We start from the raw sequence: 14274 nt of genomic DNA on the forward strand, positions 1-14274 counted from the left end.
CGTCAAGACTGTGACTTTTACGTGATCTCCGCTGCATCGACTTGTGACTGACGTTCGAATGCCGCTACGTTCACCGTCACCTCAGCAGTCACGCGAAAGGCAGCTCCGCATGCGCTCCGGGAACGGACGACACCGCAGACCCCGCCAGGCCCCCGCCATCGTCGTCGCCGCAGGCGTGACGGGATCGGCCCTCGCGCTGCCCCTCCTCGGAGCGGGCTCCGCCTCCGCCGCCGACGCGGCGACCTGGGACCGGGTCGCCGAGTGCGAGTCGGGCGGCCAGTGGAGCGCCCACTTCGGGAACGGGCTCTACGGCGGACTCCAGTTCAGCCAGGAGAGCTGGGAGCGGCACGGCGGTCTCGCCTACGCACCGAGCGCGGACCTCGCCAGCCGTGGGCAGCAGATCGTCGTGGCCGAAAGGGCCCTTGCCGCCGGCGACACGCAGTGGGCGACCTGTGCCCCGATCGCCGGTCTGACCAACGACGGCACCAAGCCCGACATCGATCCCGGCCCGGCCTTCCGGCCGAGCGAGCCGATCGGCCCGAGCCCGGAGTCCAGCCGGACCGTCGGGCTGCCGACCGTCGACACCCCGCCCGAGGCCCTCGCGCCGTCCGAGACCTCGTCCGCGCCCTCCGCCCCCTCGGCGCCGTCCACGACCGCCTCCGAGGCGCCCGCCCCCGGGGCATCCGGCCCCGAGTCCTCCGCTCCCGACGCGTCCACCACGCCGCCGGCGCCGACCACCTCCGGCACCGGCAAGCACCGGGGCGGAGCAGCCCCGGAAGAGACGGGCAATACGGACAAGGCCCCTGAAGCGGGCCGCCATGCCTCGCCGTCCGACGCGCCGACACCGGGTGCCGACGCCGACAAGCAGCCCACCGGGGACACTTCGGACAACCCGCCCGCAAAGGGCATCGCTGACACTATCGGCGAATACACCGTCAAGCCCGGCGACAACCTCACCGCCATCGCTCGGGAGAACGCGCTGCCGGGCGGCTGGGGCGCCCTCTATGACGCCAACCGCACGACGGTGGGTGTCGACCCGGACCTCATCCTCCCTGGCCAGAGCCTGGATCTCACGGTCGGTCAGCCCGACGGGGCGGCGGCGGGGCGCGGGTAGTTCGGGGCTGAATGTCCGGTTCTGCGCAAGTGAGACAAGGGTCTCTTCGCCTCAACTGGCGTGTCTCGTCCGCAAACTCTGCTTCCGTCACCTCTCACCTGCGTAAATACCCTTCGTCCCGAGGCAAGTAGGGGCGTTTTGTCCCGCATGGACGTCTTTGAACTTCCCCCGGGTCTGTGTCTACGGTCGTCACCGCTCGCCACCGCGGGCCCCGTCGACCGAAACGCCGAATCCTGCCGTCGGCCGATGGGAACAGTCGTCGCGTCATGCGCCGAAGGCAGGAGCGGGGGACCCAAGGTAAGCGCCGCCCCCGGCCGTTGAGACAGACGGCCGAGAGCGGCTTGGGGTGAAGCCGCGCGCAAGGTCGCGCGGCCGGGCAACTCACAGGGCCCGAACCCGACAGCTCACCTCGTAGGCGTCGGTGAGGAGAAGTCCCATGCTGTTTTCCGCCAAGGGCAAACACCGTCGTCCCTCCAAGGCCACCCGCGCCGTCGCCCTCGCCGGTGTCGCCGGTGTCGCCGTCGCCGCCCCGCTGATGGGCGCCGGCACCGCCTCGGCCGCCACCGTCTCCGAGTGGGACAAGGTCGCCCAGTGCGAGTCCGGCGGCGACTGGTCCATCAACACCGGCAACGGCTACTACGGCGGCCTGCAGTTCTCGAACTCCACCTGGGCCGCCTTCGGTGGCACCGCCTACGCGGCCAGCGCCGACCAGGCCTCCAAGTCGCAGCAGATCGCGGTCGCCGAGAAGGTCCTCGCCGGCCAGGGCAAGGGTGCCTGGCCGAGCTGCGGCGTCGGCCTCTCCTCCGCCTCGCCGAACACCGGTGCCGTCGAGGAGGCGCCCGCCCCGCAGGCCGCCCCGAAGCAGGAGCGTCAGGCCGAGCAGCCGACGACCCGCAGCGAGCAGCGGACCGCCCCCAAGACCGAGTCGAAGAAGACCGTCACCACCCCGACCGGCAAGAAGGTCAAGAAGGGCGACGGCGAGTACAAGGTCGTCGGCGGCGACACCCTGAGCAAGATCGCGGCCGCGCAGGACGTCAAGGGCGGCTGGGCGAAGCTCTTCGAGCTCAACAAGGACGTCGTCGAGGACGCCGACCTGATCTACCCGGGCCAGCAGCTTCACCTGAAGTGAGCCCGGCGGCTCGCGTGAGTCCGGCGGCTCGCGCGAGTCCCACGACCCTCCCGCGGTGACCACCCCGGTCCGGAGCGCCCTTCCCCCGTGCGCTCCGGACCGGGGTTCCGCGCGTCCGGGGCCCCCGCCGCGGGCCGCCCCGGGGCCCGGACCCTGGTTACCGTCGAGTAGATCTGAGGGCCTTTGGGCCTGAATGCGTGCCCTCGGGTCCTTTTTCGTCCCAGGGGGCGGGCGCCCGGCGGGCTGGAGCCCCGGAGCCGGTTAGGCTCTTGTCGCAAGGCCGAAGCGACCCTGCACCGCAAGCGTCACATCTAGCGTCACATCCCAGAAGGAGATGCTCGTGCCGTCCATCGACGTCGTCGTAGCCCGGGAAATCCTGGACTCCCGAGGCAACCCCACGGTCGAGGTCGAGGTCGGCCTCGACGACGGCAGCACCGGCCGTGCTGCTGTTCCGTCCGGTGCCTCCACCGGTGCGTTCGAGGCCATTGAGCTCCGTGACGGAGACAAGAACCGCTACCTGGGCAAGGGCGTCGAGAAGGCCGTCCTCGCCGTGATCGAGCAGATCGGCCCGGAGCTCGTCGGCTACGACGCCACCGAGCAGCGCCTCATCGACCAGGCCATGTTCGACCTGGACGCCACGGACAACAAGGCCTCCCTCGGCGCCAACGCCATCCTCGGCGTCTCCCTCGCCGTCGCGCACGCCGCGTCCGAGGCCTCCGACCTCCCGCTCTTCCGCTACCTCGGCGGTCCGAACGCGCACCTGCTGCCCGTTCCGATGATGAACATCCTGAACGGCGGGTCGCACGCCGACTCCAACGTGGACATCCAGGAGTTCATGATCGCCCCGATCGGCGCGGAGTCCTTCTCCGAGGCCCTGCGCTGGGGCACCGAGGTCTACCACACCCTCAAGTCCGTCCTGAAGACCAAGGGCCTGTCCACCGGCCTCGGCGACGAGGGCGGCTTCGCCCCGAACCTGGACTCCAACCGTGAGGCGCTCGACCTCATCCTGGAGGCCATCAAGCAGGCCGGCTACGTCCCGGGCAAGGACATCGCGCTGGCGCTCGACGTCGCCGCGTCCGAGTTCTACAAGGACGGCTCGTACGCGTTCGAGGGCAAGTCCCGCTCGGCCGCCGAGATGACCGAGTACTACGAGGAGCTCGTCGCCGCGTACCCGCTGGTCTCCATCGAGGACCCGCTGTTCGAGGACGACTGGGACGGCTGGAAGGTCCTCACCGACAAGCTGGGCGCCAAGGTCCAGATCGTCGGCGACGACCTGTTCGTCACCAACCCGGAGCGCCTGGCCCGCGGCATCGAGGACGGCGCCGCCAACGCCCTGCTGGTCAAGGTCAACCAGATCGGTTCGCTGACCGAGACCCTGGACGCCGTCGAGCTGGCCCAGCGCAACGGCTTCAAGTGCATGATGTCCCACCGCTCCGGCGAGACCGAGGACGTCACCATCGCCGACCTCGCCGTCGCCACCAACTGCGGCCAGATCAAGACCGGCGCCCCGGCCCGCTCCGAGCGCGTCGCCAAGTACAACCAGCTCCTGCGCATCGAGGAGATCCTCGACGACGCGGCCGTCTACGCCGGTCGCAGCGCCTTCCCGCGGTTCCGCACCGCGAACTGATCGACACGCCAAGGGCTGACCCCGCGTCACCCTCGGTTACGGACGTCCCCGCACCCGGTCCCGTACCGTGTGCGGGGACGTCCGTACGTAAAGGGGAGGCGCGCACATGGCCCGGGACCGGTTCTCGACCGCGACCAGGATCAAGTTGCTCGGCGAGCAGACCGCCGCACGCGTGTACCGCTCCCAGACCCGTCGCCAGGCCCGGCGCTCCCGGCTCACCGGCCGCGCGGCCTTCCTCGCCCTGGTCGTCTGTTCGCTGGTCGTCGCCCTCGCGTACCCCATGCGTCAGTACGTCTCCCAGCGCGGCGAGATCGCCGAGCAGGAGCGCCAGGCCGCCGAGGCCGCGGAGCGCGTGGAGGAGCTGCGGGACGAGAAGGCCCGGCTCCAGGACCCCGCGTACGTCCGCCGGCTCGCCCGCGAGCACCTGCACTACCTGATGCCCGGCGAGACCGGCTTCACCGTGAACGACCCCGAGGCCGAGCGCGCCCGCCGCACCGAGCAGGGCGAGGCCGAACGCCCCTGGTACTCCGACCTCTGGGACGGCGTCGACCGCGCCGACACCGGCCGCTGACGCGGCGCCACGAGATGATGGGCCCAGGCCCAATGAGCTCCGGGCCCACCGGGCCGCGGGACCACAGGACCCCAGGCCCACCGGGGCCGTCGGCCCCACCGATCCACCATCCGAAGCAGACCGCTCCCGACGAGAAGACAGACGCAGGCATGGAAACGCCCCCTCCGCAGACCGCCCGCACCGAGCCGACCGAGGCGGACGTCGCCGCGTTCGAGGCACAGCTCGGCCGCCCGCCCCGGGGACTGCGCGCCATCGCGCACCGCTGCCCGTGCGGCAACCCGGACGTCGTCGAGACCGCGCCGCGGCTCCCGGACGGCACCCCGTTCCCCACCACGTACTACCTGACGTGCCCCCGCGCGGCCTCCGCGATCGGCACCCTGGAGGCCAACGGGGTCATGAAGGAGATGCAGGCCAGGCTCGCCACCGACCCGGAGCTGGCCGCCGCCTACCGGGCCGCGCACGAGGACTACCTCGCCCGCCGCGACGCCATCGAGGTCCTGGAGGGCTTCCCGAGCGCCGGTGGCATGCCGGACCGGGTCAAGTGCCTGCACGTCCTCGTCGGCCACTCGCTGGTGGCCGGACCGGGCGTGAACCCGTTCGGCGACGAGGCCCTCGCGATGCTGCCCGAGTGGTGGGCCAAGGGCCCGTGCGTCACCCCGTGCGCGGAGAAGGACGAGGACGCCGAGGAAGAGGGGGGCGCCGCGTGACCCGGGTCGCCGGTATCGACTGCGGTACGAACTCCATCCGGCTCCTCGTCGCCGACGTCCACCCCGAGACCGGCGAGCTGACCGAGCTGGACCGGCGGATGACGATCGTCCGGCTCGGGCAGGGCGTCGACAGGACCGGCCGCCTCGCGCCCGAGGCGCTGGAGCGGACCTTCGCCGCCTGCCGCGAGTACGCGGCCGTCATCGAGGAACTGGGCGCCGAGAGGCTCCGCTTCGTGGCCACCTCCGCCTCCCGGGACGCCGAGAACCGCGACGACTTCGTGCGCGGTGTCCAGGAGATCCTGGGCGTCGAGCCCGAGGTGATCTCCGGCGACCAGGAGGCCGAGCTCTCCTTCACCGGCGCCACCGGCGAGCTGCACGGCACCGAGAAGTACCTCGTCGTGGACATCGGCGGCGGCTCCACCGAGTTCGTCGTCGGCAACCGGCACGTCGAGGCCGCCCGCTCCGTCGACATCGGCTGCGTCCGGCTCACCGAGCGTCATGTGCGCAGCGACCCGCCGACCGCCGCGGAGGTCGCCGCGATCCGCGCCGACGTCCGGGCCGCCCTCGACCTGGCCGAGGAGACCGTGCCGCTGGGCGAGGCCGAGACCCTGGTCGGGCTCGCGGGCTCGGTCACCACGGTCGCCGCCATCGCGCTGGGGCTCCAGGAGTACGACTCCGCGAAGATCCACCACTCCCGTGTCCCGTACGCGAAGGTGCGGGAGATCGTCGACACGCTCGTCGCGTCCACCCACGACGAGCGCGCCGCGATCCCCGTGATGCACCCCGGGCGGGTCGACGTCATCGTCGCCGGGGCGCTCGTCCTGCGGGAGATCATGGCGCGGACCGGGGCCCGCGAGGTCGTGGTCAGCGAGCACGACATCCTCGACGGAATCGCACTCTCGGTGGCATAACGGGCACACCCCGACGCCGCCCGCGACACGGCGTCGGGAAAGTTCGTGAAGTTCTTCACAAGGAAATGGGCCCTGAGGGGGGTCGAGGAGGGCCATCTGGGCCTCCAACGCCCCTGTCGGGGCTCTTTCGTAGGCCGAGGCCCCGGTTCGTTCGTTGTTTCCATCGTGTGAACGCACCCCGTGGTTCGGGGTTACCGGACCCTCTCCGGGCCAGTTCAGTAGGGGTGAACAACGTTCACCCCCGCATCGTGGTTCCTTTGCACGACCATGACCTGGGTCACGTGGGCGGCGGAGTGTAGCAGAGGTGGTCCACAACCTTGTGAAGGGGCGCACGAGCGACCCCCCTGGGAGGGGTGGATACTCGGATGCATGAGCACCACGGAGCGTCCCAGGATCCTCGTAGTAGGCGGTGGGTACGTAGGCCTGTACGCAGCACGACGCATTCTCAAGAAGATGCGTTATGCGGAAGCGACCGTCACGGTCGTCGACCCGCGCTCGTACATGACGTACCAGCCCTTCCTCCCCGAAGCCGCCGCAGGCAGCATCTCCCCGCGCCACGTCGTCGTCCCGCTGCGACGCGTCGTGCGCGGAGCCGAGGTGCTCACCGGTCGCGTCACCACCATCGACCAGGACCGCAAGGTCGCCACGATCGCGCCGCTCGTCGGCGAGGCGTACGACCTGCCGTTCGACTACCTGGTCGTCGCGATGGGCGCGGTCTCCCGTACCTTCCCGATCCCCGGCCTCGCCGAGCAGGGCATCGGCATGAAGGGCGTGGAGGAGGCCATCGGCCTCCGCAACCACGTCCTGGAGCAGCTCGACAAGGCCGACTCGACCACCAACGAGGAGGTCCGCCGCAAGGCGCTGACCTTCGTCTTCGTGGGCGGCGGCTTCGCCGGCGCGGAGACCATCGGCGAGGTCGAGGACATGGCCCGCGACGCGGCGAAGTACTACACCAACGTGAAGCGCGAGGACATGCGCTTCATCCTGGTCGACGCCGCCGACAAGATCCTCCCCGAGGTCGGCCCGGAGCTGGGCCGCTGGGGCAAGGAGCACCTCGAGAGCCGCGGTGTCGAGATCTACCTCTCGACGTCCATGGACTCCTGCGTCGACGGCCACGTCGTGCTGAAGAACGGCCTCGAGGTCGACTCCAACACCATCGTGTGGACCGCGGGCGTCAAGCCCAACCCGGCGCTCGCCCGCTTCGGCCTCCCGCTCGGCCCGCGCGGCCACGTGGACGCCCAGCCGACCCTCCAGGTCACCGGCACCGACTACATCTGGACCGCCGGCGACAACGCCCAGGTCCCGGACCTCGCCGCCCGCAAGGCCGGTGTGGAGAACGCCTGGTGCCCGCCGAACGCCCAGCACGCGCTGCGTCAGGCGAAGGTCCTCGGCGACAACGTGGTCTCCGGCATGCGGGGCTTCCCGCAGAAGGAGTACGCGCACTCCAACAAGGGTGCTGTGGCGGGCCTCGGCCTCCACAAGGGCGTCGCGATGATCGTCATGGGCAAGATGAAGATCAAGCTCAAGGGCCGGCTCGCCTGGTACATGCACCGTGGCTACCACGGCATGGCCGTGCCGACCTGGAACCGCAAGATCCGCGTCTTCGCCGACTGGACCCTCGCGATGTTCCTCAAGCGCGAGGTCGTCTCCCTCGGTGCGATGGAGACCCCCCGCGAGGAGTTCTACGAGGCCGCCAAGCCCGCTCCGGCGCCCGCCGCCGCGAGCCAGGAGAAGGCCAAGGCCTCCTAGTTCCACCCCCGCTGTTCCCGTAAGGGCCGTCCGCCATCCGTGGTGCGGACGGCCCTTCGGCATGTCCGCCCGGGTGTTTTGCCGAGTCGTTGCGCGCCGACGGGACGAAAAACGCCTACAGAGGGTGTTTACGTGGTGACGAGCAAATCTGGGGCACGACATCACGGAGGTGTGCACCATGGCCGACGCCGCATCGCGGCTGACCACTCTCGCGGAGGACCTGCTGGGGGCCCCGCTCCCGGTGCGGCTGCGCGCCTGGGACGGCAGCGAAGCAGGACCCCCGGACGCCCCGGTCCTGATCGTCCGGCAGCGCCGTGCCCTGCGCCGGCTGCTGTGGAAGCCGGGCGAACTCGGCCTGGCCCGGGCGTGGGTGGCCGGCGAGGTCGACGTCGAGGGCGACCTGTACGCGGTCCTGGACCGGCTCGCGGGCGTCTTCTGGGACCGCGGCGAGGAGACCAGGAGCGCCCTGGAGGCCGTACGCGACCCGCGACTGCGCGCCGCGGCCGCCGCGCTGGCGAAGCTGGCCGGGCCCTACCCGCCGCCCGCGCCGCCCGCCGAGGAGATGCGCCGCCGCACCGGCTCCCGGCACAGCAAGCGCCGCGACAGACAGGCCATCAGCCACCACTACGACGTGGGCAACGACTTCTACGCACTCGTCCTCGGCCCCTCGATGGTCTACTCCTGCGCGTACTGGACGGACGGCGGGACCCTGGAGGACGCGCAGCGCGACAAGCTGGACCTGATCGCCCGCAAGCTGCACCTGACGGAGGGCGAGCGCCTCCTCGACGTCGGCTGCGGCTGGGGCTCCATGGCCATCCACGCGGCCCGCGAGTACGGCGCCCAGGTCGTCGGCATCACCCTCTCCCGCGAGCAGGCCGCGTTCGCCCGCAAGCGGATCGCCGAGGAGGGCCTGACCGACCGGATCGAGATCCGGGTGCAGGACTACCGGGACGTCAAGGACGGTCCGTACGACGCGATTTCCTCCATCGGCATGGCCGAGCACGTGGGCGAGGTCCGCTACCGCGAGTACGCCGACATACTGCACGCCCTGCTCAAGCCCGGCGGCCGGCTGCTCAACCACCAGATCTCGCGCCGCCCCGAGCCGAACGAGGCCGCCTACGAGGTGGACCCGTTCATCGACTCCTACGTCTTCCCCGACGGCGAACTCGCCCCGATGGGCCGCACGCTGACGACACTGGAGGACGCCGGCTTCGAGGTCCGTGACGTGGAGGCGATCCGCGAGCACTACGCCCTGACGCTGCGCCGCTGGGTGGCCAATCTGGAGGCCGACTGGGACCGGGCCGTCCGGCTCACCTCGCCCGGCCGCGCGCGGATCTGGCGGCTCTACATGGCCGCGTCGGCGGTCTCCTTCGAGCGCAACCGGATCGGCGTCAACCAGTTCCTCGCCGTGAAGACCCGGCAGACCGGGGACGCGGGCCTGCCGCTGCGCACGCGGGTCTGGAACGAGTAGCCGACGGACCCGGGTACGGGAAAGGGCCGGGCTCCCCGCGTGGGGAGTCCGGCCCTTCGCCGTGTCCGTACCGCCGTTACTCGGTCTTGATGGCGGTGAGCATGTTCAGCCTGGCCGCGGAGCGGGCCGGCCACAGGGACGCGAGCACACCGACGAGTCCGGCCAGGACCACGAAGATCCCGATCCGGTCCCAGGGCAGGACCAGGGCGTAGCCCGGCAGGGTGCTCTTGAACGTCTCGCCGATCGCCCAGCCGAGGAACGCGCCGAGACCGATGCCGACCACCGCGCCGAAGAGCGAGATGACCACGGCCTCCAGACGGACCATCCGCTTGACGCGGCGCCGGTCCAGACCGATCGCCCGCAACATGCCGATCTCCTGCTGGCGCTCGAAGACGGACATGGCCAGGGTGTTCACGACGCCCAGGATCGCGATGATCAGGGCCATCGCCAGCAGGCCGTACATGATGTTCAGGAGCAGGTTGATCTGCCCGCCGAACAGGTCACGGATGTCCTTCTTGTCCATGACGGTGACGGCCGGATTGTCGCCCATCGCCTTCGCGAGCGCCTTCTCGCCGGCCGCCGAGGCGCCGCCGTCCATCGCGACGAAGATCTGCGGGATGTAGGACTGCTGCTCGTGGGCGGTGATGATCTCCGCGTCGACGACGACCGGCGAGACGAACTCGCTGTCCTCGAAGATCGCGCCGACCGTCAGCTTCCCCTTCTTCTTGTCGCCGTACTCGACCGGCAGCGTGTCGCCGACCTTCCAGCCCTGCTTGGTCGCCGTCTTCTCGGCGATCGCGATCCGACCCTCGCCGAGCGAGCCGAGCGAGCCGTTCACCGTGTCGAGCTTGATCAGCTTCTCGATGTCCCCCGGGGTGACGCCGGAGGCCGAGACGTCCTTGCCCTTCAGCGTCATCCAGCCGGCCAGCTGCGGCGAGACGGCCGTGGCGCCCGGGGTCTTCTCGATCGCGGCCAGCGCCTCCTCGTTCATGCCGTCGCCGCTGGCCATGGAGATCATGTAGTCCGCGCGGATCTGGTCCGTCGTCATCTTGTCCAGCGCCGCGCCGACCGTCGTGCCGAGCACGGTGAGGCCGGTGACCAGGGTCAGACCGATGGCGAGCGCGGAGGCGGTGGCGCCGGTACGGCGCGGGTTACGGACCGCGTTGAGACCGGCGAGCTTGCCGGAGACCCCGAAGACACCCACGAAGAGCGGCCGGATCAGGGCGATCACCGGGCGGGAGAGCAGCGGGATCAGCACGATCACACCGATGAGGGTGGTGAAGGCGCCGCCCGCGATGAGCATCCGGCCGTCCTCGCCGCCCTTGCCGGCACCGAGCACGATGAGGACCGCGCCGAGGGCGGTGATCGCCGCGCCGATGGAGTTGCGGACCACCAGCGACTTGGTCGTCGCCGCCGCGTGGACGCTGCTCATCGCCGCGACCGGCGGGATCTTCGCGGCGCGGCGGCCGGGCAGCCAGGCGGCGAACATCGTGATCAGGACGCCGACGGAGAGCGCGGCGACGACCGGGGTGGCGGAGAGGACCAGCGGGCCGCCCGGCACCTTCAGGTCGAAGGCGTTCATGCCGGAACGCAGCCCGACGGCGAGCGCGACGCCCAGGCCGTAGCCGACCACCGAGGCGATCAGGCCGACCAGACCGGCCTCGGCGAGGACGGAGCGGGTGATCTGCTTGCGCGAGGCACCGACGGCGCGCATCAGCGCGAGCTCCCTGGTGCGCTGGGCGACCAACATGGTGAAGGTGTTGGCGATGAGGAAGACGCCGACGAAGAGGGCGATGCCGGCGAAGCCGAGCAGCACCTGCTTCAGCGCGCCGAGCCCGGACTCGATGTCCTCGGCTTGCCGGTCGGCGAGCGCCTGGCCGGTCTGGGCGGTGGCGTCCTTCGGGACGACCTTCAGGACCGCGTCGAGCAGCTTGTTCGCGTCGGTGCCGGGAGCGGCGACGACGGTGGCGTCCCGGTAGAAGCCCGCCTTCACGTACTGCTGCTGCGCGACGGAGGTGTCGAAGAGGACCAGGCTGCCGCCGGCGCTGACGGCTCCGTCGTCGGTGGTGAAGACGCCGGAGAGGGCGTACTCCTTCACCGGGCCGTTGGTGGCGACGCGGACGGTGTCGCCGACCTGGTAGCCGCCCTTGGCCGCGGTGTCCTTGTCGAGCGCGATCTGCCCGTCCTGGAGCGGCCCCGCGCCCTGGGCGAAGGCGTAGGCCCGGTCCTTGCCGTCGGGGCCTGGGGCGAAGTTGGTGCCCTTGTTGGACCAGCCGACGCCGATCAGCTTGCCGTCCTTGTCGGGCACGCCGGCGAAGCCGTCGACCCGTCCGGTGACGGAGGCGACGCCGTCGAGTTCGCCGATGCGGTCGATGACGGCCTGGGAGAGGCCGGGGGTCTTGGCGGCCTCCTCGGGGCTCGGGTACATGCTGACGGCGACGGCGACGTCGTCGTAGCTCTTCGCCGACTGGTTGCGGAAGGCCTGGGAGAGGGTGTCGGTGAAGACCAGGGTGCCGGAGACGAAGGCCACGCCGAGCATCACGGCGAGGACGGTCATCAGCAGCCTGGCCTTGTGCGCGAGCACGTTGCGCAAGGCGGTACGGAACATGGGTGTGTCCTGGAGTGGGAGCCCCCGGTCGGGGGCTGAACGTCGAAGGGCCGTGGACCGGGGCGGAGCCCCGGGGTGCCTCAGCTCGTGCGGCCCTTGGCGTCGAAGGCCTTCATCCGGTCGAGGACGCCGTCCGCCGTCGGGTCGAGCATCTCGTCGACGATCCGGCCGTCGGCGAGGAAGATGACACGGTCCGCGTAGGAGGCGGCGACCGGGTCGTGGGTGACCATGACGACCGTCTGGCCCAGCTCGCGGACGGAGTTGCGCAGGAAGCCCAGGACCTCGGCGCCCGAGCGCGAGTCCAGGTTTCCGGTCGGCTCGTCGCCGAAGATGATCTCGGGGCGGGAGGCCAGCGCGCGGGCCACGGCGACGCGCTGCTGCTGGCCGCCGGAGAGCTGGGTGGGGCGGTGGCTCAGCCGGCCGGAGAGGCCGATCATGTCGATGACCTTCTCCACCCACTGCTTGTCGGGCTTGCGGCCCGCGATGTCCATCGGCAGCGTGATGTTCTCCAGCGCCGTCAGGGTCGGCAGCAGGTTGAAGGCCTGGAAGATGAAGCCGATCTTGTCCCGGCGCAGCTGGGTCAGCTGCTTGTCCTTGAGGGCGCCGAGCTCGGTGTCGCCCAGGCGCACCGAGCCGGAGCTGAAGGAGTCCAGGCCGGCCACGCAGTGCATCAGGGTCGACTTGCCGGACCCGGACGGGCCCATGATCGCGGTGAACTCGCCCTGCCGGAAGTCCACGGTGACCTTGTCCAGGGCGACCACCTGGGTCTCACCCTGTCCGTAGACCTTCGAGAGATCCGTGGCGCGGGCGGCCACCGCGGTGGCGCGGGACACGGTGGGGGTGGTGGTCACGAGGGGACTCCTGTCACTGCGGGACGTTCGGGAACCACTCCATCGTGTCGAGCGTTGAGGCCCGGGTCGTCCGCCCACATGCCCGTTCCCGGGGGCGACTGGAGTCGGACCGGGGAGTCCGGCCCTCCTCCTGAGGTATGACGGGATCCCTGAGACGCGGTACCCCCGGGGGGATTGCCCGGTCCGGCGGTGTCGGTGCGGCGACTTTCCGTCATTCCGGTGTGCGCGGCTTTGCGGGCGCGACCCGCGTCACAGTTCGTCGAAACAGGCCCCACCTGCACTGACGCACCCTCAGACGTCAATAAAATAAGACAACATCGGGCCATCGTTCCGCTGAACGGGCGAAGCGCCCCGATAGGCTCATGTGCCAACGCGGAGCCGCGCGCCATGCCCGGATGGTGGAATGCAGACACGGCGAGCTTAAACCTCGCTGGCCTTCGGGCCGTGCCGGTTCGAGTCCGGTTCCGGGCACAACTCACCCGTCGCCGGCCGCCGGCCCGTGGTGTCCTCCCTGACGATCTCGGAAAGATCCTCCCCGAGCACTAGGGAGTTTCTTTTGCTTCCGCATTACTCTTGACGCAAGGCCGCGCAGTGCGGCCATGGAGGAGTGAGATGAGGAGCAGCAACCCGGTCTTCTCGCGACGGGGGTTCAGCCGCGACAACGGCGAAGCCGGCTACAACGCGCAGCAGCCGCAGGCCGGGGGCCCCGCCGTCGGAACCAACCCGTACGCCGAAGGCACCACGAACCCCTACGCGACGAACCCGTACGCGCAGGACACCCAGCTCGGAGCCCCGCAGCAGGCCCGTGGCGACGTGATGACGATCGACGACGTCGTGAGCCGTACGGCCATGACGCTCGGCACGGTCGTGATCACCGCCGCGCTGTCCTGGTTCCTGCTGCCGGTCGACGAGGCGAACCTCGGCACGTCGTACGGCATCGCCATCGGCGCCGCCCTGGTGGCCTTCGTCCTGGCCATGGTGCAGTCCTTCAAGCGCAAGGCCTCGCCCGCGCTGATCCTGGCCTACGCGGCGTTCGAGGGTGTCTTCCTCGGCGTCATCTCGGCCACGGTCTCGACCTACATCTCGCCCGGTGTGGTCGCGCAGGCGGTCCTCGGCACGATGGCGGTCTTCGCCGGCGTGCTGATCGCCTACAAGATGCGCTGGATCCGTGTCACCCGCCGTTTCTACGGCTTCGTGATGGCGGCCGCGATCGGCTTCGTGCTGCTCATGGCGGTCAACCTGTTGTTCTCACTGTTCGACGGCGCCGGTGACGGCCTGGGCTTCCGCAGCGGCGGCCTCGGCATCCTCTTCGGTGTCATCGGCATCATCCTCGGCGCCTGCTTCCTCGCCCTCGACTTCAAGCAGGTCGAGGACGGCGTGAGGTACGGCGCTCCGCGCGAGGAGTCCTGGCTGGCGGCCTTCGGCCTCACCCTGACGCTGGTGTGGATCTACCTGGAGATGCTGCGAGTGCTGTCGATCCTCCAGGGCAACGACTGACGCACGACCCCTGCGTGACGCCTCCGCGTGACGCACCCG

The 14274-nt window shown here is 70.4% G+C and carries 11 protein-coding genes, 1 tRNA gene and 1 riboswitch; of the genes, 10 read left to right on the forward strand and 2 right to left on the reverse strand.

The features are described 5' to 3' along the window. The first annotated feature begins 109 nt into the window (after positions 1-109). From ACIPPS_RS29875 to ACIPPS_RS29910, 8 genes are all read left to right on the forward strand, one after another. Positions 110-1114 carry a transglycosylase family protein gene (locus ACIPPS_RS29875; protein WP_401438365.1) on the forward strand — a complete coding sequence of 335 codons (1005 nt, stop codon included), beginning with the start codon at positions 110-112 and terminating at the stop codon, positions 1112-1114. A gap of 259 nt (positions 1115-1373) precedes the next feature. Beyond that, a riboswitch (cyclic di-AMP (ydaO/yuaA leader) is annotated at positions 1374-1547 on the forward strand. 3 nt (positions 1548-1550) lie between these two features. Continuing rightward, a complete protein-coding gene (locus ACIPPS_RS29880) occupies positions 1551-2243 on the forward strand; it encodes a transglycosylase family protein (RefSeq protein ID WP_401438367.1) in 693 nt (230 codons plus the stop codon). Positions 2244-2577: 334 nt separating this feature from the next. Further along, on the forward strand, positions 2578-3870 hold the full coding sequence (gene eno / locus ACIPPS_RS29885; protein WP_401438368.1) for a phosphopyruvate hydratase: 1293 nt from the start codon (positions 2578-2580) through the stop codon (positions 3868-3870). A gap of 106 nt (positions 3871-3976) precedes the next feature. Next, positions 3977-4441: a septum formation initiator family protein gene (locus tag ACIPPS_RS29890; protein WP_401438371.1), complete on the forward strand. Its 465-nt coding sequence runs from the start codon at positions 3977-3979 to the stop codon at positions 4439-4441. 149 nt (positions 4442-4590) lie between these two features. Then, positions 4591-5148: a DUF501 domain-containing protein gene (locus tag ACIPPS_RS29895; RefSeq protein ID WP_401438374.1), complete on the forward strand. Its 558-nt coding sequence runs from the start codon at positions 4591-4593 to the stop codon at positions 5146-5148. Further along, complete coding sequence (locus ACIPPS_RS29900) at positions 5145-6059, forward strand: exopolyphosphatase (protein WP_401438377.1); 915 nt, start codon at positions 5145-5147, stop codon at positions 6057-6059. The genes ACIPPS_RS29895 and ACIPPS_RS29900 overlap by 4 nt, the downstream gene beginning before the upstream one ends. A gap of 369 nt (positions 6060-6428) precedes the next feature. Beyond that, positions 6429-7808: an NAD(P)/FAD-dependent oxidoreductase gene (locus ACIPPS_RS29905; RefSeq protein WP_401438380.1), complete on the forward strand. Its 1380-nt coding sequence runs from the start codon at positions 6429-6431 to the stop codon at positions 7806-7808. A gap of 178 nt (positions 7809-7986) precedes the next feature. Further along, positions 7987-9279, forward strand: a complete 1293-nt coding sequence (locus tag ACIPPS_RS29910; protein WP_401438382.1) for a class I SAM-dependent methyltransferase — start codon at positions 7987-7989, stop codon at positions 9277-9279. 76 nt (positions 9280-9355) lie between these two features. Here ACIPPS_RS29910 and ACIPPS_RS29915 read toward each other — a convergent pair whose 3' ends face one another. Continuing rightward, positions 9356-11887: an ABC transporter permease gene (locus ACIPPS_RS29915; protein WP_401438385.1), complete on the reverse strand. Its 2532-nt coding sequence runs from the start codon at positions 11885-11887 to the stop codon at positions 9356-9358. 80 nt (positions 11888-11967) lie between these two features. Beyond that, entirely contained in the window at positions 11968-12738 is a 771-nt protein-coding gene (locus ACIPPS_RS29920; RefSeq protein ID WP_401438388.1) for an ABC transporter ATP-binding protein, read from the reverse strand. Between the two features lie 389 nt (positions 12739-13127). Between ACIPPS_RS29920 and ACIPPS_RS29925 the strand changes: the two genes are divergently transcribed. Both ACIPPS_RS29925 and ACIPPS_RS29930 read left to right on the forward strand, forming a co-directional pair. Further along, a tRNA-Leu gene (locus ACIPPS_RS29925) sits at positions 13128-13209 on the forward strand. A gap of 141 nt (positions 13210-13350) precedes the next feature. Then, positions 13351-14235 carry a Bax inhibitor-1/YccA family protein gene (locus ACIPPS_RS29930; RefSeq protein ID WP_401438391.1) on the forward strand — a complete coding sequence of 295 codons (885 nt, stop codon included), beginning with the start codon at positions 13351-13353 and terminating at the stop codon, positions 14233-14235. The last annotated feature ends 39 nt before the right edge of the window (positions 14236-14274 follow it).

Source organism: Streptomyces sp. NPDC090127, from assembly GCF_044746945.1.
Lineage (GTDB): Bacteria > Actinomycetota > Actinomycetes > Streptomycetales > Streptomycetaceae > Streptomyces.

Bases quoted from the DNA above. Each gene is read 5' to 3' on its own strand.
- ACIPPS_RS29875 (WP_401438365.1), top strand. From the start codon at position 110: ATGCGCTCCGGGAACGGACGACACCGCAGACCCCGCCAGGCCCCCGCC.
- ACIPPS_RS29880 (WP_401438367.1), top strand. From the start codon at position 1,551: ATGCTGTTTTCCGCCAAGGGCAAACACCGTCGTCCCTCCAAGGCCACC.
- eno (WP_401438368.1), top strand. From the start codon at position 2,578: ATGCTCGTGCCGTCCATCGACGTCGTCGTAGCCCGGGAAATCCTGGAC.
- ACIPPS_RS29890 (WP_401438371.1), top strand. From the start codon at position 3,977: ATGGCCCGGGACCGGTTCTCGACCGCGACCAGGATCAAGTTGCTCGGC.
- ACIPPS_RS29895 (WP_401438374.1), top strand. From the start codon at position 4,591: ATGGAAACGCCCCCTCCGCAGACCGCCCGCACCGAGCCGACCGAGGCG.
- ACIPPS_RS29905 (WP_401438380.1), top strand. From the start codon at position 6,429: ATGAGCACCACGGAGCGTCCCAGGATCCTCGTAGTAGGCGGTGGGTAC.
- ACIPPS_RS29910 (WP_401438382.1), top strand. From the start codon at position 7,987: ATGGCCGACGCCGCATCGCGGCTGACCACTCTCGCGGAGGACCTGCTG.
- ACIPPS_RS29915 (WP_401438385.1), bottom strand. From the start codon at position 11,887: ATGTTCCGTACCGCCTTGCGCAACGTGCTCGCGCACAAGGCCAGGCTG.
- ACIPPS_RS29930 (WP_401438391.1), top strand. From the start codon at position 13,351: ATGAGGAGCAGCAACCCGGTCTTCTCGCGACGGGGGTTCAGCCGCGAC.